Source organism: Photobacterium sp. HL06 (assembly GCF_059552575.1).
Genome location: NZ_CM183914.1, coordinates 3,447,731 through 3,473,155 on the forward strand (window position 1 = coordinate 3,447,731; position 25,425 = coordinate 3,473,155).

The window sequence follows — 25,425 nt, forward strand, 5'->3', positions numbered from 1 at the left end:
TATTTTCGTCATTCAATCACAGCGTACAGTTACATGTCTGAGAATTCAGCACTGTACTCCACCAGCCCGTTTTTTCCATCCAGGCTGCCAGGGATCAGCTCCAGCACCATAAATGCCTCATCAGGCACCGGCCAGCTACATTTCAACCCATGCTCGGAAGCTTTTACAAAACCAACCTTCGGATAGTAATCGCTATGGCCCAACACAACAGTCACCGGGTAGCCGAACTCTGCCAGTATGCTTTTCGCCTCTTCCATCAGCGCTAGGCCTATGCCCTGGCGTTGGTATTCAGCCTTCACTGCCAAAGGCGCCAGCCCCTGCCAGTTATCATCTTGCCCATCGACCGTCACCGGGCTGAAGAACAGGTGTCCGATCAGCTCACCTTCATCGCTGCATGCCACCAAAGATAAAGTCCGGTTGCCATTTTCCCGCAGCTTCATCACCAGGTTTGCTTCCGCCTCGGTATCAAAGACGGCTTTCAGCAAGTGGTCGATAGGAAGGATATCCGCCGGCGCTTCGGTTCTAATGAGCATTCATAACCTCTTTATCAGCAATCATGTCCTGCATCCCTTTCTGGATGAAGTCTGCTGATTGCTGCAAAACAAATTTAACGGGTGCCGGAAGCGAGTCCAGATCGATACTGTCCATCAGGTTCTTCACTTCCAACCCTAACTCGGTATCGCCTTCGATACGAAGGCGACGCTGGAAGAAGAGTGTATCAGGATCTTCCTTGCGTGCGGCAATTAATACCAAATCATTACATTCCCCGCTGAAACTCACATCTTCCTGTTCAGCGTGTTCCGAGACGACCAGTTGCTCATCTTGGTAGCTGATATACCAGCACAAGCCAAGATCCCTCACTTCTACTTTCAGCCAGCGATCCTCCAAAAACTCGAAATCACCATCTTCCAGTGCTTCTTTGAACACCATGGCCAGGCCATCAAGCATGACTTTTTTCTGAATTGCAAAAGGGGTCAGTTTGGCTGGCACGCGGATCAGTGCCGGGCCATGCTGCACCATGTGCTTTCGTAGTTGAGCAATCACTGTTTGTTTTCCTGTCTCTGTCGCAATTATTGACTGATTGTATGGCAATTAAGGGGGGGCTTTTTATGCCTTGAGTCAAAAAAAACGTTTCTGTGGGCGCAAAGTTTGGAATTACAGCTTTATCACGGGTTATAGTACGAAGCACTTATTAAACGGCTCCACCCTGCCGGAGTCCAATGCATACGGATATACGCACCTTCAATGCCGACTGAGCAACTCAACTACTGGTTCCCGCTGCTGACCGATAACAGTCCTTTTCTGTTTGCAGTGATAGACCCGAATCATAACTACCTGGTCGTCAACAACCGCTATTGTGAAGTCAGCGGCCTTGAGCGCGAAGAATTGGTAGGTCGGAATGACAGAGATATTCTCGGCCAGGCATTCTACGACTCCCTGCGCCCCTATTACGAGCGGGCATTCAATGGCGAATCTGTCGAAGGCGAGGTCGTTCTCAATGACAACCGCCACGATACCAGCATGCATTTCAGCCTGGCCCCGCTTCGTGACAATATAGGTAATGTTTCCTATATTGTCTTGCATTCCGCCGACACGTCAGAACGCCAGGTGCTGGTAAACTCGCTACAGGAACTTGAACACCAACTCACCCAGCTCAATGAATTGATCACCGATGGCAGCTGTATCGTCGAAGGGGATATCATTATCTCTGCGAACCAAACCGCGGCTAACCTACTGGGCTTTGAATCCCCGCGAGATCTCATCGGCGAGGAGCTAGGACGCCTGCTAATCGACAACAGCAGTCAGCGTATTCTGGGGGAGCAAATCAACCAGCTGGGCAAAAGTGAACAGCGTCAATGCCAAACCAGCCCGCGATGCAGAACTGACAAGGCGTTACAGGTATCGGCCTCCGATATCACCTTGCTGGGATCGCCAGCCAAACTTATCCTGTTGCAAGATGCATCCGAGCGCATTGTACAGCAGGGTCAGGTTGAGCAGCTGGTTCACACCGACCCACTGACTGGGCTATACAACCGTCACGGTTTCAGCCGTCGCCTGGAACAACTGATCAACAATGAAAGCCCCTTGGTCATGATCTATTTGGATATTGATAACTTTAAAAATATCAATGATTCACTTGGCCATCACATCGGAGATCGGGTGCTGCAGGAAATTTCCCAGCGCCTACGCCGCCTGCTACCGGAGACCGCGATTATCGGCCACCTGAGCGGTGACGAATTTGCCATCATCCTACCGGAACCGGAGCATGACCGAACCGGCGAGCTGATCTCGCAACAGATCATTGCCCTTATCAACCAGCCGTTTGACCTACACCACTTCAGCAAGCACCTGGCCTGCTCGATAGGCATGGTTAGCTATCCTGGTGATGGCAATGATGCCCGAATCCTACTGCAAAATGCTGATACGGCCATGTATGAAGCGAAAAACCGCGGCCGTAACCGACTGGTTAAGTTCAGCGAAGAGATGAACAAAGAAGCGCGGATGCAGCTATGGCTGGAAATCGAATTACAGAAAGCCCTACAGCAGAACGGGCTTGAGGTCTGGTACCAACCCAAAGTCAATGCCCGCGATTTTGCCATCGAAGGTGCAGAAGCCCTGGTGCGCTGGAAGCACCCGGTAGAAGGGTACATCAGCCCTGCCCAGTTCATCCCGGTAGCAGAGCGTTCCGGTCTGATTGAGCAGCTTGGGCAAGTAGTGATGAAAGAAGTGTTCACCACGGTTCGAAAATGGAAGCAACAGGGCCTATTAACCGGCCGGGTTGCCATCAACCTCTCGCCACAACAGTTTGGCAATCCTAACCTGATCAATTTCGTCGACAAACTCAAGAAGGCAACTGGTGTTAACCCCAAAGACATCACATTTGAGCTGACCGAAAGTGCTGTGATGAGTGATGGGGAACATACAATCCAGATGCTCAATGCCATCAAGAGACAAGGGTTTGCCCTCTCGATTGATGACTTCGGTACCGGGTATTCATCACTGTCTTACCTGGCCCGCTTTCCGCTTGATGAACTTAAGATTGACCGGGCATTTATCAAAGATATCGAAACCATTCCCAAGCAGGTGACGCTGATCGAAAACATCATCAACCTGGGCAAGGCGCTGAGTATGAGTATCGTGGCCGAAGGGGTCGAGACCCGCCAGCAGGCAACCTTGCTGTCTAACTTGAACTGCGACTATATTCAGGGCTTCCATTTCTACAAGCCACTACCTAAAAATGAGCTTGATGCCATTTTACTCAAGCACAGCCGCCACAAGGATTAGCCTAAGGCAATAATCGCTATAAATGTGAACAAAAAGTTGCCTTAAATCAACAAAACCTGCCTGATATCAAAACAAGGGGGCATCAAGCCCCCTAGTATTTGCGCCATTACTTTCATTCCCACACTGGTAGATATAATAATATGGAGCTACTTTGCCCCGCCGGTAACCTTCCGGCGCTGAAAACTGCCATTGATAACGGCGCGGATGCGGTGTACATCGGCTTTAAGGACGACACCAATGCCCGCCATTTTGCAGGCTTAAACTTTACAGGTCGTAAACTAGAGAAAGCCGTGCAGTATGTGAAAGATCATAACCGAAAGCTGCATGTGGCACTGAATACCTTTGCTCATCCGGACGGTTTCGAGCGTTGGAAAAAAGCCGTCGACAATGCGGCTGCGATGGGGGTCGATGCCCTGATTGTGGCCGATATTGCCGTACTGGATTACGCGGCAACCACATACCCGGATCTTGAGCTGCACCTATCAGTACAGGCTTCGGCAACTAACACTGCCGCAATTGATTTCTACAAGCAGAACTTCAATGTCCAGCGCGTGGTCCTGCCTCGTGTCTTGTCGATCCACCAAGTCAAGCAGCTGGCCCGCAATACCGACATGCAACTGGAAGTCTTTGCATTCGGTAGCCTGTGTATCATGTCTGAAGGCCGTTGCTACCTGTCTTCCTACATGACAGGCGAATCACCGAATACCGTGGGCGCATGCTCACCCGCCAAGTATGTTCGCTGGCAGGAAACCCCACAAGGGCTGGAATCACGCCTCAATGACGTACTGATCGACCGCTACGAGGCGGGAGAAAATGCCGGTTACCCGACATTGTGCAAAGGACGCTTCGAGGTTGACGGCAAACGCTACCATGCCCTGGAAGAGCCAACCAGCCTTAACACCCTGGAGATCTTGCCAGAGCTGTTCAAGGCCAATATTGCCTCAGTAAAAATTGAAGGTCGCCAGCGCAGCCCTGCCTATGTGGAGCAGGTCACCCGTACCTGGCGGGCGGCTATCGACCGCTACCTGGCTGATCCGGAAGGCTACCATGTCGAACCGGCATGGAGTGCCTGCCTGGGTAACGTATCAGAAGGCAAGCAGACCACTCTCGGCGCTTACCACCGTAAATGGCAATAAAGGAGAACACTATGAAATACTCACTAGGCCCGCTCCTTTACTTCTGGTCAAAGCCTGATGTCGAAGCCTTCTACCAGCAGGCCAAAGACGCCAATACCGATATTATCTACCTGGGTGAGACGGTATGTTCAAAGCGCCGTGAAATGCGGCCTGCCCACTGGATTGATATCGCCAAAGAGATCTCGGCAACCGGCAAGCAGGTGGTCCTGTCGACCATGGCACTGCTAGAAGCACCAAGTGAAGTCAATGTAATGAAAAAGTACATTGATAACGGTGACTTCATCGTCGAAGCCAATGATGTCTCGGCCATTCAGATGGCGTACGAGAAAGGCATTCCATTTGTCGTTGGCCCGGCCGTCAACTGCTACAACGCCCAAACCCTGAACCTATTTTTGAAAAAAGGCATGGTCCGCTGGTGTATGCCTGTTGAACTGTCACGGGAATGGCTGCAAAACGTGGTAAACGAGTGCGAAAAAATGGGTATTCGAGATCAGTTTGAAACTGAAGTCTTCAGCTATGGCTACCTGCCACTGGCCTACTCGGCACGTTGCTTCACCGCCCGTGCCGAAGACCGAGCCAAGGACGACTGCGAAACCTGCTGCATCAAGTACCCGACCGGGATCACCGTCAACAGCCAGGAAGCGCAGAAAGTCTTTACCCTGAACGGTATCCAGACCCAGTCTGGCTACTGCTACAACTTGATCAATGATCTCAAGGGTATGGAGAACTTAGTCGATGTCGTGCGCCTAAGTCCGCTAGACACCGGTACCCTGTCGCTCGTGGATACATTCCGCAGCAATGAGCAAGGCGGTACTCAGCATAAGCTGGAAGGCGGTCACCAATGCAATGGTTATTGGCATAACCTGGCAGGCTTGGATATCGTATAACTATCAGTAATGAATAAAAAAAGCCGCGTACGCGGCTTTTTTTCTATTTCACTCAGCGTTATCCGGCTTCAGTCGGCTGCTCGATATTTGCTTCTGCCATCAAACGGCTCAGCTCCAACAGCGAAAAGCGGTGCTCGACAAACTCATACACATTGCCTGCCAACGCTAACTTATACAGCAATAATGCAGACTGGAAGTCCTTGTTATAGTGGTACACCTTGGCCATATAAAAGTACGCTTCGGTCAAGCGCTGGGCCAACATGTCATTATCTTCACTTTCAGTAGTGATCTGGCCTAGGAACTCACCTTCTGTGATCTCCCCCAAATACAACCGGGCAATCTGCCACCCCCAGTCCTGCTTGTCACTCACGTTATAACGTTGCTGCAGTTTATCTTTGGCTGTTTCTGGATCCCTTTCCAAATCAACCAAGTACAGCCAGATCACCCGGTAGGGATCATTGACGTTCTGCTGGTAGTGGGCAATCAGATCTTCATGGGCTAACTCATAACGCCCGCCGTAGTACAAGGCTATTCCGCGGTTACGCTGGGCAAACGGATGGCGAAGGTTTAGCTCGAGTGTCGAATCAAACGCTTCATAGGCAGCATCAAAATGGGCACTCTGGGTAAAATACACCCCGAGAATATTAAATACATCGGGCTGATCCGGCTTAAGCGATAATGACTGGTTGAAATCAAGACGGGCAAGATCACGCAGGCCAATGCTGTCATGCAGTAAGCCGCGTTCGTAATAGACTTGCGCCAGGGTGTTGTTATCAAGGTCATTACGCTTAAGTAGCTGATCAATACGTGCCAGCTGGATTTGCTGCTGGATAGTTGGCTGGAAAGGCACCGCCATCGGGGGGTGGGCCCAGTTCGACTGAGGGGCTGTGGTACAGCCGGCCAACATCATAATCATCGCAATGCATGCGATTTTTAACCTGTTTGCAATCAATGCAATTCTCCCTGAGGTGAATACAAACTGACGAGTCTTCTACTAGCTTATACCATCAATGCGAAGAAAGCGGCTATCGTTCAAGGTTCAATAGACACCTAAGTAACTCATGGGTATAAAAAAGGGGCTTAACAGCCCCTTTATAACATGCTTTTTAAAGAAAGACTTAAGCTTCTGGCTTTTCGTCTTTAGCCGCTGCTGGAGCTTGCTCAGCAACTGCTTCTTTCATGCTTAGGCGAATACGGCCCTGACGGTCAATTTCAAGTACTTTAACCTGAACTTCCTGACCCATCTGTAGGTGATCAGCCACTTTCTCGATACGCTCTTGAGCGATTTGAGAAATGTGTACTAGACCTTCCTTCGTACCGATAACAGATACAAACGCACCGAAATCAACGATACGCATTACTTTACCCGTATAGATACGGCCAACTTCAACATCAGCAGTGATTTCTTCGATACGACGGATTGCTTCTTTCGCAGCAGTACCTTCTGTCGCAGCAATCTTAACGGTACCATCGTCTTCGATTTCGATTGTTGTACCAGTTTCTTCCGTTAGAGCACGGATAACTGCACCACCTTTACCGATAACGTCTTTGATCTTCTCAGGGTTGATCTTCAGCGTATGAATACGAGGAGCAAACTCAGAGATATCATCACGGTGAGTACCGATTGCATCGTCCATCACGCTAAGGATGTGCTTACGCGCGCCTTTAGCTTGGTTTAGAGCGATCTGCATGATCTCTTTAGTAATACCTTCGATTTTGATATCCATCTGCAGTGCAGTGATACCGTCGTCAGTACCGGCAACTTTAAAGTCCATGTCACCAAGGTGGTCTTCGTCACCTAGGATGTCAGAAAGAACAACGAAGTCGTCGCCTTCTTTAACAAGACCCATCGCGATACCCGCAACAGATGCTTTGATTGGCACACCAGCATCCATAAGAGCCAGAGACGTACCACATACAGAAGCCATTGAAGATGAACCGTTAGATTCAGTGATTTCCGATACAACACGTACTGTGTATGGGAATTCATCAACAGATGGCATAACTGCAGCAATACCACGCTTAGCCAGTTTACCGTGGCCGATTTCACGACGCTTAGGCGAACCAACAAAACCAGTTTCACCTACACAGTATGGAGGGAAGTTGTAGTGCAGAAGGAAGTGATCTTTCTTCTCACCCATGATGCTATCGATGATTTGTGCATCGCGTTGTGTACCTAGTGTTGCAGTTACAAGCGCCTGAGTTTCACCACGAGTGAACAGAGAAGAACCGTGTGTACGAGGAAGCACACCGGTACGTACGTCTAGCGCACGAACCATGTCTTTTTCACGGCCGTCGATACGTGGGTTGCCAGCGATGATGCGGCTACGTACAACGTTTTTCTCTAGAGAACTAAGCATACCGCGGATTTCGCGCTCATCTAGTTCTTCGTTTTCGCCAAGAAGCGCTTCAACAACTTCATTCTTGATTGCGCCAACTTGATCGTAACGTGCCATCTTCTCAGTGATCTGGTACGCGTCAGATAGGCGTGCTTCAGCTTTCTCAGCAACAAGTGCCTTCAGCTCAGTGTTAACTGCTGGTGCAGTCCAGTCCCATGCAGGAGTGGCTACTTCAGCGGCAAACTCGTTGATAGCATTGATAACAACTTGCTGCTGATCGTGACCGTAAACGACCGCTTGTAGCATCTGCTCTTCAGATAGGCGGTCAGCTTCTGACTCAACCATAAGAACGGCGTCTTGAGTACCAGAAACAACTAGGTCTAGACGGCTTTCTTCTAGCTCAGTGTTGCTTGGGTTTAGAACGAATTGATCGTTAACGTAACCAACACGTGCAGCACCGATAGGACCGTTGAACGGTAGGCCTGAAATTGCAAGCGCCGCAGACGTTGCGATCATCGTGATCATGTCTGGGTTTACGTCTGGGTTAATAGAAACCACAGTTGCAATAACTTGCACTTCGTTTTTGAATGCATCTGGGAATAGCGGACGGATTGGACGGTCAATCAGGCGTGCAGTCAGTGTTTCGCCTTCAGAAGGACGACCTTCACGCTTGAAGAAACCACCAGGGATTTTACCTGCCGCGTACGTACGCTCTTGGTAGTTAACTGTTAGTGGGAAGAAGTCCTGGCCTTCAACAGCCGCTTTCTTACCAACAACAGATACGAATACAGATGTATCGTTCATGCTAGCCATAACAGCTGCAGTTGCCTGACGAGCCATAACACCAGTTTCAAGGGTAACCGTGTGGTTACCGTACTGGAAAGTCTTTACGATAGGATTCACGTGAATTTCCTTAAATTTAATCCGCTTTCTATTTGCGTCGTTAAGTATATCTGACACAAGGAAAAGCGTCATGTAATGAAAGACACTTTACGGTGATTTCACGTATCGCGACTAATGAAAATTCTCACGGAGAAGAAGAACTGTCATTAGCCGCGACCTGAAGGTCGACGAAAACGACTCGCGAACTCACGGTGTAATAATGTCAGTGATAGCTCATCAATAACTCGCTACAGGAACATTCAATCAGCAATGACTATGCCGCAATCGGATGAAGCGGTAGAAAGGGTTATCAATGAACAAAAAGAAAGGAGCCATAAGGCTCCTTTCTCAAAAGCAATCTTAGCGGCGTAGGCCTAGACGCTTGATTAGGTCTTGGTAGCGATCTAGGTTCTTACCTTTAAGGTAATCTAGAAGCTTACGACGACGAGAAACCATACGTAGCAGACCGCGACGGCTGTGGTGGTCGTGTTTGTGGTTAGCAAAGTGACCTTGAAGGTGGTTGATTTGTGCTGTTAGCAGGGCAACCTGAACTTCAGGAGAACCAGTATCGTTTTCGCACTGTGCGTATTCTGCAACGATTGTTGCTTTAGTTTCTGCATTCAGAGACATAACTCATTCCTAATACAAAATGTTTCTAATTTGTGCCAGCCAATCTCTGATTCAGCCGGCACCCGAGCCGCGAATTATACGTGGAGCCAACCGCGACTACAAGGGCAGAATCAAATTAAAGGAAGGCTTCGCCCTTAGTCTTGCTTGTTCGCCATCACGCGCTTCGGTGCCAGCATACCTTCTTGGTCAATAACACCAACGCCGATGAACTCACGTTGCTCGCCCACAGTAATACGAACCAGGGTCCCCGTTTCAGGAACACGACCGGCTTGAACCGGATTACCGTTTAGAATGTATACTGCCAACGCAGGCAATATGTTCACTTCCGGCAAGTCCTGTACCGCACTATCTGTCGGCAGCAGTAGCGGATCAAGTAATTCGCTTGGGGAGATTTCCTGCTCATTGGCTTGATCAAGCAATACCTGTAACTGCTCCAACGTCACAACACGTTCCATTGGATAGTTAGACACGCCTGTACGGCGCAGGTAAGTCACGTGCGCGCCACAACCTAGCATTTCACCCAGATCATCAACAATAGTACGGATGTAAGTACCTTTCGATACATGCAGCTCCATCTCTACTTCGTTGTTGTCAAAGCGAAGCAGATCGACAGAGAACACCGTGATCTTGCGTGACTCTCGAGGTACCTCGATCCCTTCACGGGCATACTCATAGAGTTTACGCCCTTGGTATTTCAGTGCTGAGTACATAGACGGAATTTGATCCGTTGTACCGCGAAACTTGGCGATGCAACGTTCCAGCTGACCACGATCAACTTTCACTTCACGAGTTTCGACCACTTCGCCGTCTGAATCCGAGGTATCGGTACGCTCACCCAACTTCGCAATGACACGATAGCGCTTGTCTGAATCGAGTAGAAACTGAGAAAACTTCGTCGCTTCACCAAAACAGATTGGCAGCATACCGGTAGCCAGAGGATCCAGCGCACCGGTATGACCCGCTTTTTGCGCAAAAAAGATACGCTTTACTTTCTGCAGCGCATCATTCGAGCTAAGCCCGGTTGGTTTGTCGAGTAGAATAACCCCGTCAACTGGACGACCCTTACGACGACGAGCCATTACTTATCCTCACCTTCTTCTGCGTCATCTTCATCAACGCGACGCTCGTTGTCATCACGTACTGCGTTAGAAACAAGGTTAGAAATACGCATACCTTCAGTCAGAGACTTATCAAAGATAAACGTTAGTTCTGGTGTCACACGCAGGCGGATTTGCTTCCCAAGTAGTGAGCGGATGTACGGTGCCATCTCACGTAATACTTCAAGGCTGCCTTCAGGCGTTTGCTCACCGATCGTTAGAAAGGTTACGTAAACTTTTGCGTACCCCATATCACGAGATACTTCAACACTTGAAATGGTTGTCATGCCCACGCGTGGGTCTTTTAGTTCGCGTTGCAAGATAACAGCAAGTTCTTTCTGTAACTGCTGAGCAACACGTTGAGTTCGACTGAATTCTTTAGCCATTTATTCTATCTCTCTAAAAAGAGGGCTCTCTTTAACAAGAATGCTCTGTTGAAAGAATGGGGAGCCGAAGCTCCCCATTGGATTGTATCTAAAAATCAACTACTTTGATGATTAGTCCAGAGTACGTTGAATTTCAACAATCTCATAAACTTCGATCTGGTCACCAACGCGAACATCATTGTAGTTCTTAACGCCGATACCACACTCGTAGCCATTCTTGACTTCAGCCACATCATCTTTGAAGCGACGTAGTGATTCTAGCTCACCTTCGTAGATAACAACATTATCACGTAGAACGCGGATAGGGTTGCTACGCTTGATGTTACCTTCGGTAACCATACAACCAGCGATTGCGCCAATTTTAGGTGACTTGAACACATCACGAACTTCAGCAAGACCAATGATTTCCTGACGGAATTCAGGAGCAAGCATACCGCCCATTGCTGACTTAACTTCATCAATCAATTGGTAGATGATTGAGTAGTAGCGTAGATCTAGGTTTTCATTCTCAATCATACGACGAGCTGGAACATCAGCACGAACGTTGAAACCAAGAATAATAGCGTTAGATGCTGCTGCAAGTACTGCATCAGTTTCTGTGATACCGCCAACACCAGAACCAACAACGTTCACTTTCACTTCATCTGTAGACAGTTTCAGTAGTGAATCAGCAATCGCTTCGATAGAACCCTGTACATCAGCTTTCAGTACTACGTTCAGTTCAGCAACGTCACCTGCAGTCATGTTAGAGAACATGTTTTCAAGTTTCGCTTTCTGCTGGCGTGCTAGTTTAACATCGCGGAATTTACCTTGACGGTAAAGCGCAACTTCACGTGCTTTACGCTCATCACGTACAACAGTTGCTTCGTCACCAGAGGCAGGTACACCTGAAAGGCCAAGGATCTCTACCGGAATAGAAGGACCCGCAGAGTCGATGTCTTGACCTAGCTCATCGCGCATTGCACGAACACGGCCGTGCTCTAGACCACAAAGAACAATATCGCCCTTACGTAGCGTACCAGACTGAACTAGAACAGTTGCAACTGGACCACGACCTTTATCAAGGCGAGATTCAACAACAACACCGCTCGCCATACCTTCTTTAACTGCTGTCAGCTCAAGAATTTCAGACTGAAGCAAGATAGCTTCTAGCAAGCCGTCAATGTTAGTACCTTGTTTCGCAGAGATGTGAACAAACATGTTCTCACCGCCCCACTCTTCAGGGATAACATCGTACTGAGCCAGCTCGTTCTTAACGTTGTCTGGGTTAGCGTCTTCTTTATCGATCTTGTTCACAGCAACAATCAGAGGTACACCGGCCGCTTTTGCGTGCTGGATTGCTTCAATTGTCTGTGGCATCACGCCATCATCTGCCGCTACAACTAGAACAACGATATCTGTCGCTTGAGCACCACGAGCACGCATAGCAGTAAACGCGGCGTGTCCCGGAGTATCAAGGAAAGTGATCATACCGTTGCCAGTTTCAACGTGGTATGCACCGATATGCTGCGTAATACCACCGGCTTCGCCTGAAGCAACGTGCGCTTTACGAATGTAATCAAGCGTTGATGTTTTACCATGGTCAACGTGACCCATGATTGTTACAACAGGTGCACGAGATTCAGTAGCTGCATTCTCGTCACGATCAGACATGATCGCTTCTTCCAGTTCATTCTCCTTACGAAGAATAACTTTGTGACCCATTTCTTCCGCAACCAGCTGCGCTGTTTCTTGGTCGATTACCTGGTTAATGGTAACCATAGCGCCCATTTTCATCATCGCTTTGATGATTTCGGTCGCTTTCACTGACATTTTGTTTGCCAGTTCAGAAACAACAATGGTTTCACCGATTACAACATCAGATTTAGCAACTGTTGCTGTCTTATCAAAGCCATGTTGCATTGATGACGGTGCGTTAACCTGTGGTTTCTTCTTGCCACGGCCACGCTGGTTACGTCCGCCACGACCTTTATTACGGTCATCAGCTTTAGCTGCTGGCTTTTTCTTCTTACGACGACCGCCTTCTTCTTTACGATCTTGCTCATCTTCCGCAGCGCGGGCATGAGTTGACGTCGTAACGTGGTAATCTGTTTTTTCCATACTTGTTGTAGCCTGATCAGGTTTTGACCAGTTTTTCTCGTTTTGTTCTGCCATTTTGCGTGCCTCTTCTAGCTGGCGCTGACTCTCTTCTTCGGCTTTACGCTTGGCTTCCTCTTCCCGGCGACGTTGTAGCGCCTCAGCATCATTTTTAGCCTGTTGGTCAGCGACGGCGCGTTTAGCTTTTTCTTCAGCTAAGCGCTTGTCCTCAGCGTCACGATCCGGCTTATCCTCAGCGTCACGTTTAGCCTTGTGTTCTGCATCTTGTTTAGCTTTTTCTTCAGCTAAACGCGTATCTTCAGCTAAACGCTTTGCTGCTTCATCAGCTTCACGTTTTGCCTGCTGTTCCGCTTCACTCTTGGCAGCCTCTTCAGCTGCATGTTTAACGGCTTCTTCAGTTTCACGCTGAGCAACATCTTCTGCTTGGCGCTTTGCTTCTTCTGCTAAGCGCTGCTCTTCTTCAAGCGCAGAACGTTTAACGTAGGTGCGCTTTTTACGCACCTCTACTTGAACACTTTTATTCTTGCCGCCAGAACCCGAGACACTCAGTGTGCTACGAGTCTTGCGCTGCAGAGTAAGGCGTGTAGGAGCCTCGCCAGTACTGCTGTCACCACCATGTTCTTTCTTAAGGTGAGATAGCAAAGACTGTTTTTCCTGTTGGCTTACGCTTTCTTCAGCTTTCTTGCTGATACCAGCATCGGCAAACTGTTGAAGCAAACGATCAATCGGAGTACCAATTTCCTCGGCTAATGCTTTAACTGTAACCTCTGACATGCTGCTCCTCCCTTGCTTTTAAAATTTACGCTTCGTCGCTGAACCAGCAAATATTACGCGCAGCCATAATCAGCTCACCCGCTTTAGCTTCGTCCATGCCTTCGATGTCGGTCAGGTCATCTGTGCCCTGATCCGCCAGATCTTCAAGCGTGCTTACACCCTTCGCAGCCAGTTTGAACGCCATTTCGCGCTCAAGGCCGTCAAGGCCAAGCAGGTCATCAGCAGGTTCTACACCTTCAAAAGACTCTTCTTGAGCAAGAGCAAGCGTTGTCAGCGCTTCTTTAGCACGGTTACGAAGTTCGTCGACCATATCTTCATCAAGACCGTCAACGCCCATTAGTTCATTAACTGGTACGTAAGCGATTTCTTCAAGTGTTGTGAAACCTTCTTCAACCAGTACAGTTGCGAAGTCTTCATCAATATCAAGATGCTTAGTAAACACCTCAATAGATTCCTGTGCTTCTTCCTGATGCTTTTTCTGCAGGTCTTCTACAGTCATTACATTCAGTTCCCAGCCTGTAAGCTGAGAGGCCAGACGCACGTTCTGGCCACTACGGCCGATTGCCTGAGCAAGGTTATCCTTCTCAACAGCAATGTCCATAGTGTGGTTATCTTCATCCACGATGATAGAGCTAACTTCTGCCGGCGCCATAGCGTTGATAACATATTGTGCTGGGTTCTCGTCCCAAAGCACGATATCGATACGCTCACCGCCGAGTTCACCAGAAACCGCCTGAACACGTGCGCCACGCATACCAACACAAGCACCCACAGGGTCAATACGCTTATCGTTGGTTTTAACTGCAATTTTCGCACGAGAGCCTGGATCGCGAGCCGCGCCCATCAGTTCAATCAGCTCTTCACCAATTTCCGGCACTTCGATGCGGAATAGCTCAGTTAGCATCTCTGCCTTAGAGCGTGTCATGAACAACTGGAAACCACGCGCTTCAGGGCGTACGGCGTAAAGCAGGCCGCGAACACGGTCACCCGGACGGAAGTTTTCACGCGGTAGCTGATCATCACGCTGGATAACCGCTTCAGCGTTGTTACCCAGGTCAATGATAACAGCATCACGGTTTACTTTTTTAACAACACCAGTGATTAACTCACCTTCGTTGTCAATAAACTGTTCTACAATTTGAGCACGCTCAGCTTCACGTACTTTCTGTACGATAACCTGCTTCGCTGTCTGGGTCGTGATACGGTCAAACGTTACAGACTCAATCTCATCTTCCACGTAACCGTCAAGCTCGATAGTTTCATCATCGAACTGAGCCGCTTCCAACGTGATTTCAAGGGTAGGCTGAGTGACTTCCTCAACAGCCTTCCAGCGACGGAAAGTTTCAAACTCACCGGTTTTGCGATCGATAGCTACACGAACTTCGATCTCTGCTTCGTGTTTTTTCTTCGTCGCTGTTGCTAGTGCGATCTCAAGAGCTTCGAAAATACGCTCACGAGGAACTGCTTTTTCGTTGGATACCGCTTCAACGACAGCCAAGATTTCTTTGTTCATTTCTAATGCCCCAATTTTAGCGGTTAGAATTTTGGAACCAGGTTGGCCTTGGAAATATTGCTCAGCGCAAACGTTTCTTCATTGCCATCAACTTTCACAGTGACCAGCTCGCCTTCAACAGCAATGATGTCACCTTTCCACTTACGGCGATTGTCCATCGCCATTTTTAATACCAGGCTGACCTCGTGGCCAATAAATTGCTGGTAATGTGCAGCTTTGAATAGCGGCCTTTCAAGACCAGGGGAAGATACCTCCAGGTTGTAAGCCACAGTAATAGGATCTTCTACATCCATTACCGCACTGATTTGGCGGCTAGCCTCGGCACAGTCATCAACAAAAATACCGTTCTCATGATCGATGAAAACACGCAGTGTTGAGTGCTCGCCTGCACGGATAAATTCCAAACCGACTAATTCATAGCCCAAAGCCGTTACCGGCGCTTCAAGCAGTTCGGTTAATTGCATCTCTAAAGCTGTCAAAACAACCCCCTGGAAACAAAAAAAGGGCACTAAAGCCCAGTAGATACCTGAATGGTCATTTTTCAGATAATAAAAAACCCCGAATTACGGGGTTTTTTATCACTGGACCCTGATTGCCACAGCGCTTGGCTATGACAGAAAAAACAAACTTCCTTAATAGAATAGTCGCTTTTTCGGAAAGTGGTTGCGGGGGCTGGATTTGAACCAACGACCTTCGGGTTATGAGCCCGACGAGCTACCAAGCTGCTCCACCCCGCGTCCGTAATCTGAGCCAATTATATCGCTCAGATGTTACTCTTTCAAGTAACGAATAATGGTGCCGAGAAGGGGACTTGAACCCCTACACCTTGCGGCACTAGCACCTCATGCTAGCGTGTCTACCAATTTCACCATCTCGGCTAAATCTTTAATTACTGAGGAATGTCACTGTTAACGGGTGCACTCTCAGTTTTTTCTACAACTTGCTCAGTCACTGGAGCGCTTAGCTCATCCCAGCCACTGGTTTCCTTCGCTTGCTTAGCACTAATGTTGCCAAGAACAAGACTGATTGCAAAGAAAACAGTTGCACAAACTGCAGTCATTCGGGTCAGGAAGTTTCCAGAGCCGCTTGCGCCGAACAGGGTTCCTGATGCGCCAGCTCCAAATGAAGCTCCCATATCTGCGCCTTTACCTTGTTGAACCAAAACCAGGCCAATAACACCAAGCGCAGCCAACAGATAAATCACAAGTAGAATTTCGTACATGGGTTCCACCTATGGTTAAATTGTTGTGCCGGCTTTGCTGAAGCAGTGCCAGCGCGCCCCCTTCAATTAAGGAGCGAGTGAATACTAGCGAAACCCTAAACCTGTGACAAGTAAAATTTCACCAAAAAGCTATAACAGTGAATTACTTGACCAAGTTTTAAACAAAGCCGACTATAAAAACACCTTTTCTGGCGTATCCAATCAGCAGTTATCTTTAACTGCCTGAGCAATAGCCAAAGCAGATTCTTTAACTAAATCAGCATCTTCACCTTCAACCATTACGCGGATCAAAGGTTCGGTACCCGATTTACGTAAAAGTACACGGCCACTATCACCCAGTTTAGCTTCAACGGCAGCCTGTGCAGACAATACCGCATCTGATTCCAGCGGATTAGAATCACCCGAGAAACGCACATTCTCCAGTACCTGTGGGAACATGATCATGCCATCAGAAAGTTCTTTCAGTGACATCTTGCTACCAACAATCGATGCCATCACCTGCAGGCCAGCCACAATACCGTCGCCTGTCGTGACTTTATCGAGCATAATTACATGGCCGGAGTTCTCGGCACCAATCAGCCAGTTGTGCTTTTTCAGCTCTTCCATCACGTAGCGGTCGCCAACTTTGGCACGGACAAATGGAATCCCCAGGTTCTTTAATGCCACTTCCATACCCAGGTTAGTCATCAGGGTACCGACAACTCCACCTTTCAGCTCGCCGCGGCGAAGGGCATCACGGGCTATGATATAAGCAATCTGGTCACCATCAATCTTATTACCTTCTTCATCTACCATGATCACACGGTCGCCGTCACCATCAAGAGCAATACCAAAATCTGCTTTTTCTTCTAGTACCTTGGCCTGCAGTGCTGCAACGTCTGTCGCCCCCACTTTGTCATTGATGTTGGTACCGTTTGGCTCGCACCCCATAGTGATCACGTTTGCGCCTAGCTCATTAAACACATTAGGGGCAATGTGGTAGGTTGCGCCGTGAGCACAGTCAACCACGATCTTATAGTCTGCCAGGCTCAATTCAGATGGGAATGTACCTTTGCAGAACTCAATATAACGACCTGCCGCATCACCGATACGGTGCGCCTTGCCCAACATAGCGGATTCGACGCAAGTCAGCGGCTTATTCATCTCTTCTTCAATGGCCAGTTCAATCTCATCCGGTAACTTGGTACCTTCTGAGGAGAAGAACTTAATTCCGTTATCGTAATACGGATTATGCGAAGCTGAAATTACAATACCGGCTTCAGCGCGGAAAGTCCGAGTCAGGTATGCAACAGCAGGCGTGGGCATTGGGCCTGTGAATGCAGCCTGCAGGCCAGCCGCCGCCAAGCCAGCTTCCAGAGCTGACTCCAGCATATAGCCAGAAATTCGGGTATCTTTACCAATGATCACTTTTTTTGTGCCCTGCTTAGACAGTACGCGACCAGCCGCCCAGCCCAGTTTCAGCACAAAATCAGGGGTGATTGGCGCTTGCCCAACCAAACCGCGAATACCATCGGTACCAAAGAACTTACGTTCAGCCATTTTCAGCTCCTAGCAATTAATAATTCTTTTTCTGCTGTATCCCAAGCAAAGCAATCACCGAAAACTTTTGGTTATTGCTTCGTTTGGGATAACGTCATTCGACACACTTTTAAGACATCTACGGTTTCTTGTGCATCATGAACACGAATAATCTGAGCGCCCTTCATAGCGGCAATCGCCGCACATGCCAGGCTTCCAGCCAAACATTCGGCAGGTTTTTTATCAAGTAACTTAAATATCATTGATTTACGTGACATGCCTACCAGCAGAGGTAAACCAAATTGATGAAATTTATCCAAATGTGCGAGCAGCTGGTAGTTATGTTCCAGGGATTTGCCGAAACCATAACCGGGATCCAGCAATAACTGCTCACGACGAATACCTGCCTGCTCGCAGGCCGTTATTCGCTCTGCCAAAAAGTCACTGATATCGGTGATCACATCTTCATATTTTGGCTGGGCCTGCATTGTACGCGGTTGACCTTGCATATGCATTAAACAAATCGGCACCCCGGCCTGCGCCGCGGCCTCTAATGCCCCGGGATCTTGCAGCGCCCGGACATCATTAATTAAATCTGCCCCGGCGCCAACGGCCTCGGTCATTACCTGGGCTTTGCTGGTATCGATGGAGATCCAGCAATCAAACCGCTGGCGAATCGCTTCAATCACCGGTACGACTCGCTCAAGCTCATCGGCGAGCAGGACATCGGCCGCACCCGGACGAGTCGACTCGCCACCAATATCAATAATACTTGTTCCAGCCGCCAGCATCGCCTCAACATGATAGAGCGCATTATCAAGGCGGTTGAATTTCCCCCCGTCAGAAAACGAGTCCGGGGTAACATTGAGGATCCCCATCACATGGGAGTAAGAAAGATCGAGCGTTTTATCTTTACTGGTCAGAATCATTGCGGTGTCCATTTATTACCAACCACTGCATAAAAAAAACCCCGAGACAGCTCGGGGTTTTATTTTCAAGAACAACGATTACGCTTGTGGCTTATCGTCTTCTTTATTTTCAGTCTTCGGTGCTTCTGCATTGTCAGACGCTGGCTTTTCTTCAGCCGGAGCTTCAGTCTCTTTCTCAGCATCAGAGGCCTTTAACGTATCGCCTTCGTCAGTCCAGCCTTTCGGTGCACGGATTTCAGCTTTACGGGCCATCAGATCGTCGATCTGGCCTGCATCGATTGTCTCATACTTCATCAATGCATCTTTCATCGCATGCATGATATCCATATTCTGACTCAGAATTTCACGCGCTCGCTCGTAGTTACGATCAACCAACGCTCGAACTTCAGTATCAATGGCACGGGCTGTTTCGTCAGACATATGTTTAGTCTGTGTTACAGATCGGCCAAGGAATACTTCACCTTCGTCTTCAGCGTACAGCAGCGGACCTAGCTTGTCAGAGAAGCCCCACTGGGTCACCATCTTGCGTGCAATATCAGTCGCACGTTCGATATCATTCGATGCCCCTGTTGATACTTTCTCTACGCCGTAGATAAGCTCTTCTGCCAAACGGCCACCGTAAAGGCTAGAAATCATTGATTCCAGGAATTCACGCGAATGGCTGACACGGTCTTGCTCAGGCAAGTACATTGTCACACCCAATGCGCGGCCACGAGGAATAATAGAGACCTTGTAGACCGGATCATGATCAGGAACCAGGCGACCAATAATGGCGTGGCCTGCTTCATGGTATGCCGTAGACTCTTTCTGCTCATCCGTCATCACCATGGACTTGCGCTCGGCACCCATCATGATTTTGTCTTTCGCCAGCTCGAATTCCACCATAGATACCACGCGCTTGTTACCACGCGCAGCAAACAAGGCAGCTTCGTTAACCAGGTTAGCCAGGTCAGCACCTGAGAAGCCTGGTGTACCACGGGCGATCAATGACGGTTTCACGTCACCATCTAGCGGCACTTTACGCATGTGGACTTTCAGGATCTGTTCACGGCCGCGAACATCCGGAAGGCCAACAACCACCTGACGGTCGAATCGACCAGGTCGAAGCAACGCTGGGTCCAGTACATCCGGGCGGTTCGTTGCAGCAATAACGATAATACCTTCATTGCCTTCGAAACCATCCATTTCAACCAGCATCTGGTTCAAGGTCTGTTCACGTTCATCGTGACCACCACCCACACCAGCACCACGCTGACGGCCGACGGCATCGATTTCATCAATGAAGATGATACAAGGCGCAGCTTTCTTCGCCTGCTCGAACATGTCACGGACACGGGATGCACCCACACCAACGAACATTTCTACGAAGTCAGAACCAGAAATCGTGAAGAACGGTACTTTCGCTTCACCGGCAATCGCTTTTGCCAGCAAGGTCTTACCGGTACCAGGAGGACCAACCATCAAGACACCCGTTGGGATCTTACCACCCAACTTCTGGAAGCGGCTCGGATCACGCAGGTAATCCACCAGCTCCTTCACGTCTTCTTTCGCTTCGTCACAACCTGCAACGTCGCTAAAAGTCGTTTTGATCTGATCTTCACTCATCATGCGGGCTTTAGATTTACCGAACGACATGGCACCTTTGCCACCGCCGCCCTGCATCTGGCGCATGAAGAAAATCCAAACACCAATAAGAAGCAGCATTGGGAACCATGAAATGAAGATTGAAGCCAGCAGGCTTGGCTCTTCAGGAGGTGTACCCATCACCTTCACATTAGCGTTAATGAGGTCGTCTAATAACTTTTGGTCGTTGTAGACAGGCAGATAAGTGACGTATCGCGTGTTATCACGTTTGTATACGGTGATTTCACGATCATTGAATCGCGCTTCCCTTATCTGATCCTGACCGATTTCACGGACAAAGGTTGTATAGTCGACTTGACGGCCAGCACTATCACCGGGCCCGAAACTCTGAAATACAGACATCAGAACCACAGCGATGACCAACCACAAAATCAAGTTTTTTGCCATGTCACTCAAGGTGTTAACCTCGCGATAACTTAAAGATGAATTTAGGGTACTACAGTTTGTAACCTGTAGCTACAATATAGACCTCACGAGAGCGATCTCGTGATGAATCCGGTTTACGAATTTTGACCACTTTGAACATGCTACGTACGTCAGCCAGGTACTGGTCAAAGCCTTCACCTTGGAAAACTTTTACCGCAAAGCTGCCATTCGGCGCAAGTACTTGCCTACACATATCTAATGCTAGTTCAACAAGATACATTGCTCTAGGTTGATCTGCCGCCTGGTTGCCACTCATGTTAGGTGCCATATCTGAAAGAACCACATCAACCATATCTGGCTGAATACGTTCAAGCAGTGCATCTAACACAGCCTCCTCACGGAAGTCACCCTGCAAGAAGCTCACTCCCGGCAAGGAATCCATAGACAAGATGTCACAGGCAATAACCTGTCCATCGTCACCTACCACTTCAGCGGCATACTGCGACCAGCCTCCCGGTGCCGCCCCCAGGTCAACAACAGTCATCCCGGGTTTTAGCAACTTATCCTTATTTTGAATCTCTTCTATTTTAAAGATAGCGCGAGAACGGTAGCCTTTCTTCTGGGCTTCCTGAACATATTTATCATCAAAATGTTCTTTCAGCCAACGTCCGGAGCTACCCGATTGTTTTTTTCGACTCATGATTTACCTAATGAGTTAGCGTACTTATAAAGTATACTCGACCACTTTGCAGTGACGTATACTAAACAAATTAGTCTTCTAGACTAGATGGCGTTAGAATACCCCGTTTTCAACCCTTGTTATCAAAAAATAGAGTCATCATGAATCTAAGCACCAAACAGAAGCAATACCTAAAAGGCCTTGCTCACAACCTAAAACCTGTTGTCCTTATGGGTGCAAACGGTCTGACTGAAGCGGTTCTGGCCGAAATCGAACTCGCGCTTGACCACCATGAACTTATCAAAGTTAAGGTCGCTGCCGAAGAGCGTGAAACTAAAGTTTTGATCGTGGATGCTATTATTCGCGAAACTAAAGCTGAAAAAGTACAGGTTATCGGTAAGACGCTAGTGCTTTACCGCCCAAGCGAAGAGCGCAAAATCGAGCTTCCTCGCAAATAAAAAAGGCCGCCGACGCGGCCTTTTTTACACCGGGATAATGGCATGGAACGCCACTATTTGCTGCCAGCCGTTACATTCACTAACAATAAAACCGCTTCTACTGCCAGTTAAAGGTATTCAACTTCCGCAATTTCGAATTCTTTTTGACCACCAGGAGTGGTAATGACCACTTCATCCTCCTGCATTTTGCCGATCAGGCCGCGTGCAATCGGTGAGTTGACAGAAATTCGGCCAGCCTTAATATCAGCCTCATCATCACCAACAATCTGGTACTGAACTTCATCTTCGGTATCAACGTCAATCAGCGTCACCGTCACACCAAAAATCACCTTACCGGTGTTTTCCATCTTGGTCACGTCGATCACCTGAGCCACAGAGAGCTTGTACTCAATATCACGGATCTGCGCTTCACAGATCCCCTGCTCTTCACGTGCGGCATGGTACTCTGCGTTTTCCTTCAGATCACCCAGCTCACGTGCTTCACCAATCGCCTGAGAGATAATAGGGCGACGCTTCATTAACGTTTCCAGTTCATCGCGCAGCAGTTTCTCGCCGCGCACTGTCATTGGAACCTTATCCATAACTTACTTACCTCAAAGCCCTTTCAGTGCCTAGCACTTTTTTGAGCAAAAAAAAGCTAGCCCAGCACTATCGCTGAACCAACATCGTTAATAGGGAACAGAATTCATTTTAAACAAAGATGAGCAAGAGATCACCCTGGATACTATCTCAAGCTATTTAAGACTTTTCTTACTACAGGAACATAATGAATATTAATGTGTAATTGGTCACAAATATAACCAATATTACAAAATAAGTACCACATAAAAATCTCAATCAACTTCTAAAGACAACTAAAAGTTCACTTCTGCCACGAACTTTCCATCCTGAACGTAACCACCTGAAAGGCATCAATATTAATAACCAAAAAACACCAAAAAGTATTCCCAGAAAGTATTTTTCAGTTTTTTTTACTAACGATTGACGTCCAAATACCAGTAAAAAGAACACCATGCATTTAGCACTCTCATGCATACAACAAAATAATTCCAAAAGGATTCGACAATGAACAAGAAACTGATTGCTTTGGCAGTAGCAGCAGCATCCATCTCTGGCGCAGCAACCGCTGCAGAAGTTTACTCTGACGAAGCTTCTAGCCTAGCAGTAGGTGGTCGTTTTGAAGCTCGTATGGTGATGGCAGATAACGACGCTGGCGACAGCAAAGTTAGTGATGCAACTCGTGTACGTGTAAACATCGCTGGTAAAACAGATATCACTGAAGACATCTACGGTATCGGTTTCTGGGAAGGCGAATATACAGACGGTAACGAAGTCAACAACCGTCACCTAAACGCTGGTATCGGCGGTGAGTTCGGCCAGGTTCGTTACGGTAAAACTGACGGCTCTCTGGGCATGCTAACAGATTTCACTGATATCATGTCTTTCCACGGTAACGAAGCAGGTAACAAGCTAGCTGCTGCAGACCGTACAAGCAACAACCTTGCTTACGTTGGCTCTTTCGACCTGGACGGCAATAACCTGACCGTTAAAGCTAACTACGTGTTCACTGGCGAAAACGAAAACGATGCTGGCAATACTTACGATGTTGACGGTTACTCTGTGGCAGCAATGTACGCAATGGACATGGGCCTAGCATTCGGCGCAGGTTACGGCGAGCAAGACGGTCAAGCTGCTCTAAACACTGAAACAGGTAAGCAGGCATTCGGTGCTATCTCTTACACCTTCGGTGACTTCTACCTTGCAGGTCTATACCAGGATGCAGAAAACACTGAAGTACACGGTGCAAATATCGAAGAATCTCAGGGCTACGAATTAGCAGCTGCTTACACCATGGGCAAAACTGTATTCATCGCGACATACAACTACCTAGAAGACTCAGACAACAACGTAGATCTGCGCGACTCTATCGCTGTTGACGCAACTCACTACTTCAACAAGAACTTCCGTACTTACGCATCTTACAAGTTCAACAACCTGGACAAGAAAGACGTAGGCTCAGCGGCTGCTTCTGACGAGTTCGTTCTAGGTGCACGTTACGACTTCTAATCCTGGTTGGATTACTAGCGTTACATGCTAATAAAGGCGCAGATCTTCGGGTCAGCGCCTTTTTGCTATAAGATACTTTCACTACTTTCTTATGGTCTTTTACTTGATGTTCCGTGCTCTTCCCATATTGCTTGGCCTACTGCTTAGCCAGCCAGCACTTGCCAGCTTTTCCCCCCAGCCAGCTATCGGCCAATTACCCAGCGGTCACGATGCTGCCCTGGTTGTTATCAATCCGGCAACGGGCAATGTGCTTTATTCCCAACGCGAAAACCAGCTCCAGGCCCCCGCCAGCACCCAGAAACTGATCACGGCGCTGGCTGCCAAGCTCTACCTCGGCGATGGCTTTCACTTTACTACCGACCTAGAAGTTGACCAGCAAGATATCATTATCCGTTTTAGCGGCGACCCGACCCTATCTCGCCAGCAGCTGGCTACCCTGCTTGCACAACTAAAAAAACATAAACGCGCCACCATTAAGGGCAATATTATCCTTAACGGTTCAGTATTTAGCGGCTACGAGCGCGCACCGGGCTGGCCTTGGGATATTCTCGGTGTCTGCTACAGTGCGCCATCAAGCAGCATTTCACTGGAGCACAACTGCGTACAGGGCGCGCTGTATAGCAATAAAGCCCTGGGCCAAACTACCCGAGCCAATGTGCCAGCCCACCAGCCGATTTCCGTCACTAGCGATGCCCTCATTGTCAGTAAGGAGCAACAAAAAGCCCGTTACTGCGATCTGACACTGAACGCGGCCCCAGGCAACAACTACCGGATAAGCGGGTGCTTACAGCAGCGAAAACAGCCCCTGCCTTTGAACTTCGCTGTGCAAGATACCGTTGACTATACAGCCGCGGTTATTCGCAATGAGCTAAGGCGAGCCGGGATCCGCTTTGACGGCGAGATCGTGCGAGACGACAAGGCCAGCGGCAAACGTATTGCCCGCCATACTTCCAAGCCACTGAACGAGCTGCTTGATACCATGGTCAAAGAGTCGGACAACCTGATTGCAGACAACCTGACAAAGACCATGGGCCAGCGCTATTTCAACCAGCCGGGCACCTTCAACAACGGGGTGGCGGCTATCAAAGCTATCTTAAGTGAGAAAGCGGGCATTGATTTAAGTAAAGCAGTATTAGTCGACGGTTCCGGGCTATCGCGCAACAACCGCCTGACAGCTAGTCAAATGATGGAAGTAGTTACTTACCTCTACCAGCATGACAAACAGCTAAACTTGCTGACCACACTACCTATTAGCGGGCAAAGCGGCACCCTGCGCTATCGCCAGAGCATCCGCCACCAGCCTCTGCAAGGCAACATTGTGGCCAAGAGCGGCTCGCTGTTTGGAACCTATAACCTTGCCGGTGTCATCAAGGCAAAATCAGGCCAAGAGCTGCTGTTTGTTCAGTTTGTAACCAACTACCACCCGCAAGAGCCTGCCGAGGATGCGCCGAAAGTCGACCCACCGATCATACGGTTTGAGCGGGCACTGTATCGGGCGTTGTACGAGGGTTTCTAG

General features: G+C 48.6%; 22 protein-coding genes and 2 tRNA genes. 6 read left to right on the forward strand and 18 right to left on the reverse strand.

Translation table 11 applies throughout. The annotated features are described in order from the left end of the window. Positions 1-29: 29 nt before the first annotated feature. Together AC51G0_RS15610 and ubiT are read right to left on the reverse strand one after the other, a co-directional pair. Complete coding sequence (locus AC51G0_RS15610; RefSeq protein ID WP_496299628.1) at positions 30-533, reverse strand: GNAT family N-acetyltransferase; 504 nt, start codon at positions 531-533, stop codon at positions 30-32. Then, positions 523-1,044 carry a ubiquinone anaerobic biosynthesis accessory factor UbiT gene (gene ubiT / locus AC51G0_RS15615; RefSeq protein ID WP_496299629.1) on the reverse strand — a complete coding sequence of 174 codons (522 nt, stop codon included), beginning with the start codon at positions 1,042-1,044 and terminating at the stop codon, positions 523-525. The genes AC51G0_RS15610 and ubiT overlap by 11 nt, the downstream gene beginning before the upstream one ends. A 201-nt stretch (positions 1,045-1,245) precedes the next feature. On the opposite strand from ubiT, the gene AC51G0_RS15620 reads away from it, so the two are divergent. The 3 genes from AC51G0_RS15620 to AC51G0_RS15630 all read left to right on the forward strand — a co-directional run bounded on the left by AC51G0_RS15620 (position 1,246) and on the right by AC51G0_RS15630 (position 5,308). Beyond that, complete coding sequence (locus AC51G0_RS15620; protein WP_496299630.1) at positions 1,246-3,285, forward strand: sensor domain-containing protein; 2,040 nt, start codon at positions 1,246-1,248, stop codon at positions 3,283-3,285. 140 nt (positions 3,286-3,425) lie between these two features. Continuing rightward, the gene (gene ubiU / locus AC51G0_RS15625) at positions 3,426-4,421 is read left to right on the forward strand and encodes a ubiquinone anaerobic biosynthesis protein UbiU (RefSeq protein ID WP_496299632.1); all 996 of its coding nucleotides are present in this window, start codon (positions 3,426-3,428) and stop codon (positions 4,419-4,421) included. Between the two features lie 11 nt (positions 4,422-4,432). Next, entirely contained in the window at positions 4,433-5,308 is an 876-nt protein-coding gene (locus AC51G0_RS15630) for a U32 family peptidase (protein WP_496299633.1), read from the forward strand. Positions 5,309-5,366: 58 nt separating this feature from the next. On the opposite strand, the gene nlpI is transcribed toward AC51G0_RS15630, so the two are convergent. The 15 genes from nlpI to rlmE form a co-directional block, all read right to left on the reverse strand. Then, positions 5,367-6,260 (reverse strand): lipoprotein NlpI, encoded by an 894-nt coding sequence (gene nlpI / locus AC51G0_RS15635; RefSeq protein WP_496299634.1) that lies wholly within the window; start codon positions 6,258-6,260, stop codon positions 5,367-5,369. A 166-nt stretch (positions 6,261-6,426) separates the two neighbouring features. Beyond that, complete coding sequence (gene pnp / locus AC51G0_RS15640; protein ID WP_496299635.1) at positions 6,427-8,550, reverse strand: polyribonucleotide nucleotidyltransferase; 2,124 nt, start codon at positions 8,548-8,550, stop codon at positions 6,427-6,429. A 339-nt stretch (positions 8,551-8,889) separates the two neighbouring features. Next, complete coding sequence (gene rpsO / locus AC51G0_RS15645; RefSeq protein WP_496299637.1) at positions 8,890-9,159, reverse strand: 30S ribosomal protein S15; 270 nt, start codon at positions 9,157-9,159, stop codon at positions 8,890-8,892. Positions 9,160-9,293: 134 nt separating this feature from the next. After that, positions 9,294-10,238, reverse strand: a complete 945-nt coding sequence (gene truB, locus AC51G0_RS15650; RefSeq protein WP_496299639.1) for a tRNA pseudouridine(55) synthase TruB — start codon at positions 10,236-10,238, stop codon at positions 9,294-9,296. Beyond that, on the reverse strand, positions 10,238-10,642 hold the full coding sequence (rbfA, locus tag AC51G0_RS15655) for a 30S ribosome-binding factor RbfA (protein ID WP_496299640.1): 405 nt from the start codon (positions 10,640-10,642) through the stop codon (positions 10,238-10,240). Before rbfA ends, truB begins: the two co-directional genes overlap by 1 nt. A 111-nt stretch (positions 10,643-10,753) precedes the next feature. After that, complete coding sequence (infB, locus tag AC51G0_RS15660) at positions 10,754-13,513, reverse strand: translation initiation factor IF-2 (protein ID WP_496299641.1); 2,760 nt, start codon at positions 13,511-13,513, stop codon at positions 10,754-10,756. A 25-nt stretch (positions 13,514-13,538) separates the two neighbouring features. Then, positions 13,539-15,026 carry a transcription termination factor NusA gene (nusA, locus tag AC51G0_RS15665; protein WP_496299642.1) on the reverse strand — a complete coding sequence of 496 codons (1,488 nt, stop codon included), beginning with the start codon at positions 15,024-15,026 and terminating at the stop codon, positions 13,539-13,541. A 23-nt stretch (positions 15,027-15,049) separates the two neighbouring features. After that, positions 15,050-15,505 (reverse strand): ribosome maturation factor RimP, encoded by a 456-nt coding sequence (gene rimP, locus AC51G0_RS15670; protein WP_496299644.1) that lies wholly within the window; start codon positions 15,503-15,505, stop codon positions 15,050-15,052. A gap of 181 nt (positions 15,506-15,686) precedes the next feature. Next, positions 15,687-15,763 (reverse strand) — tRNA-Met (locus tag AC51G0_RS15675). Positions 15,764-15,819: 56 nt separating this feature from the next. Beyond that, positions 15,820-15,904 (reverse strand) — tRNA-Leu (locus AC51G0_RS15680). Positions 15,905-15,915: 11 nt separating this feature from the next. Further along, entirely contained in the window at positions 15,916-16,248 is a 333-nt protein-coding gene (secG, locus tag AC51G0_RS15685; RefSeq protein WP_496299645.1) for a preprotein translocase subunit SecG, read from the reverse strand. A 201-nt stretch (positions 16,249-16,449) separates the two neighbouring features. Beyond that, positions 16,450-17,787 (reverse strand): phosphoglucosamine mutase, encoded by a 1,338-nt coding sequence (gene glmM / locus AC51G0_RS15690; protein WP_496299647.1) that lies wholly within the window; start codon positions 17,785-17,787, stop codon positions 16,450-16,452. Positions 17,788-17,858: 71 nt separating this feature from the next. Then, positions 17,859-18,695: a dihydropteroate synthase gene (gene folP, locus AC51G0_RS15695; RefSeq protein ID WP_496299649.1), complete on the reverse strand. Its 837-nt coding sequence runs from the start codon at positions 18,693-18,695 to the stop codon at positions 17,859-17,861. A gap of 78 nt (positions 18,696-18,773) precedes the next feature. Then, complete coding sequence (gene ftsH / locus AC51G0_RS15700) at positions 18,774-20,726, reverse strand: ATP-dependent zinc metalloprotease FtsH (RefSeq protein ID WP_496301975.1); 1,953 nt, start codon at positions 20,724-20,726, stop codon at positions 18,774-18,776. Positions 20,727-20,775: 49 nt separating this feature from the next. Further along, entirely contained in the window at positions 20,776-21,405 is a 630-nt protein-coding gene (rlmE, locus tag AC51G0_RS15705) for a 23S rRNA (uridine(2552)-2'-O)-methyltransferase RlmE (RefSeq protein ID WP_496299650.1), read from the reverse strand. A 140-nt stretch (positions 21,406-21,545) separates the two neighbouring features. Here rlmE and yhbY point away from each other — a divergent pair, with 140 nt between their 5' ends. After that, positions 21,546-21,842: a ribosome assembly RNA-binding protein YhbY gene (gene yhbY / locus AC51G0_RS15710; protein ID WP_299018866.1), complete on the forward strand. Its 297-nt coding sequence runs from the start codon at positions 21,546-21,548 to the stop codon at positions 21,840-21,842. A 107-nt stretch (positions 21,843-21,949) separates the two neighbouring features. Here yhbY and greA read toward each other — a convergent pair whose 3' ends face one another. After that, the gene (gene greA / locus AC51G0_RS15715) at positions 21,950-22,423 is read right to left on the reverse strand and encodes a transcription elongation factor GreA (protein ID WP_496299651.1); all 474 of its coding nucleotides are present in this window, start codon (positions 22,421-22,423) and stop codon (positions 21,950-21,952) included. A gap of 484 nt (positions 22,424-22,907) precedes the next feature. Here greA and AC51G0_RS15720 point away from each other — a divergent pair, with 484 nt between their 5' ends. Both AC51G0_RS15720 and dacB read left to right on the forward strand, forming a co-directional pair. Further along, complete coding sequence (locus AC51G0_RS15720) at positions 22,908-23,909, forward strand: porin (protein ID WP_496299652.1); 1,002 nt, start codon at positions 22,908-22,910, stop codon at positions 23,907-23,909. 106 nt (positions 23,910-24,015) lie between these two features. Then, positions 24,016-25,425 carry a serine-type D-Ala-D-Ala carboxypeptidase gene (gene dacB, locus AC51G0_RS15725; RefSeq protein ID WP_496299653.1) on the forward strand — a complete coding sequence of 470 codons (1,410 nt, stop codon included), beginning with the start codon at positions 24,016-24,018 and terminating at the stop codon, positions 25,423-25,425.

What these genes read in the sequence shown, in the direction of transcription:
- nusA (WP_496299642.1), bottom strand. Translation starts at nt 15,026, where the DNA reads ATGAACAAAGAAATCTTGGCTGTCGTTGAAGCGGTATCCAACGAAAAA.
- folP (WP_496299649.1), bottom strand. Translation starts at nt 18,695, where the DNA reads ATGATTCTGACCAGTAAAGATAAAACGCTCGATCTTTCTTACTCCCAT.
- rpsO (WP_496299637.1), bottom strand. Translation starts at nt 9,159, where the DNA reads ATGTCTCTGAATGCAGAAACTAAAGCAACAATCGTTGCAGAATACGCA.
- ubiU (WP_496299632.1), top strand. Translation starts at nt 3,426, where the DNA reads ATGGAGCTACTTTGCCCCGCCGGTAACCTTCCGGCGCTGAAAACTGCC.
- ftsH (WP_496301975.1), bottom strand. Translation starts at nt 20,726, where the DNA reads ATGGCAAAAAACTTGATTTTGTGGTTGGTCATCGCTGTGGTTCTGATG.
- truB (WP_496299639.1), bottom strand. Translation starts at nt 10,238, where the DNA reads ATGGCTCGTCGTCGTAAGGGTCGTCCAGTTGACGGGGTTATTCTACTC.
- AC51G0_RS15630 (WP_496299633.1), top strand. Translation starts at nt 4,433, where the DNA reads ATGAAATACTCACTAGGCCCGCTCCTTTACTTCTGGTCAAAGCCTGAT.
- AC51G0_RS15610 (WP_496299628.1), bottom strand. Translation starts at nt 533, where the DNA reads ATGCTCATTAGAACCGAAGCGCCGGCGGATATCCTTCCTATCGACCAC.
- yhbY (WP_299018866.1), top strand. Translation starts at nt 21,546, where the DNA reads ATGAATCTAAGCACCAAACAGAAGCAATACCTAAAAGGCCTTGCTCAC.
- AC51G0_RS15620 (WP_496299630.1), top strand. Translation starts at nt 1,246, where the DNA reads ATGCCGACTGAGCAACTCAACTACTGGTTCCCGCTGCTGACCGATAAC.
- infB (WP_496299641.1), bottom strand. Translation starts at nt 13,513, where the DNA reads ATGTCAGAGGTTACAGTTAAAGCATTAGCCGAGGAAATTGGTACTCCG.
- greA (WP_496299651.1), bottom strand. Translation starts at nt 22,423, where the DNA reads ATGGATAAGGTTCCAATGACAGTGCGCGGCGAGAAACTGCTGCGCGAT.
- secG (WP_496299645.1), bottom strand. Translation starts at nt 16,248, where the DNA reads ATGTACGAAATTCTACTTGTGATTTATCTGTTGGCTGCGCTTGGTGTT.
- AC51G0_RS15720 (WP_496299652.1), top strand. Translation starts at nt 22,908, where the DNA reads ATGAACAAGAAACTGATTGCTTTGGCAGTAGCAGCAGCATCCATCTCT.
- rbfA (WP_496299640.1), bottom strand. Translation starts at nt 10,642, where the DNA reads ATGGCTAAAGAATTCAGTCGAACTCAACGTGTTGCTCAGCAGTTACAG.
- glmM (WP_496299647.1), bottom strand. Translation starts at nt 17,787, where the DNA reads ATGGCTGAACGTAAGTTCTTTGGTACCGATGGTATTCGCGGTTTGGTT.
- rlmE (WP_496299650.1), bottom strand. Translation starts at nt 21,405, where the DNA reads ATGAGTCGAAAAAAACAATCGGGTAGCTCCGGACGTTGGCTGAAAGAA.
- dacB (WP_496299653.1), top strand. Translation starts at nt 24,016, where the DNA reads ATGTTCCGTGCTCTTCCCATATTGCTTGGCCTACTGCTTAGCCAGCCA.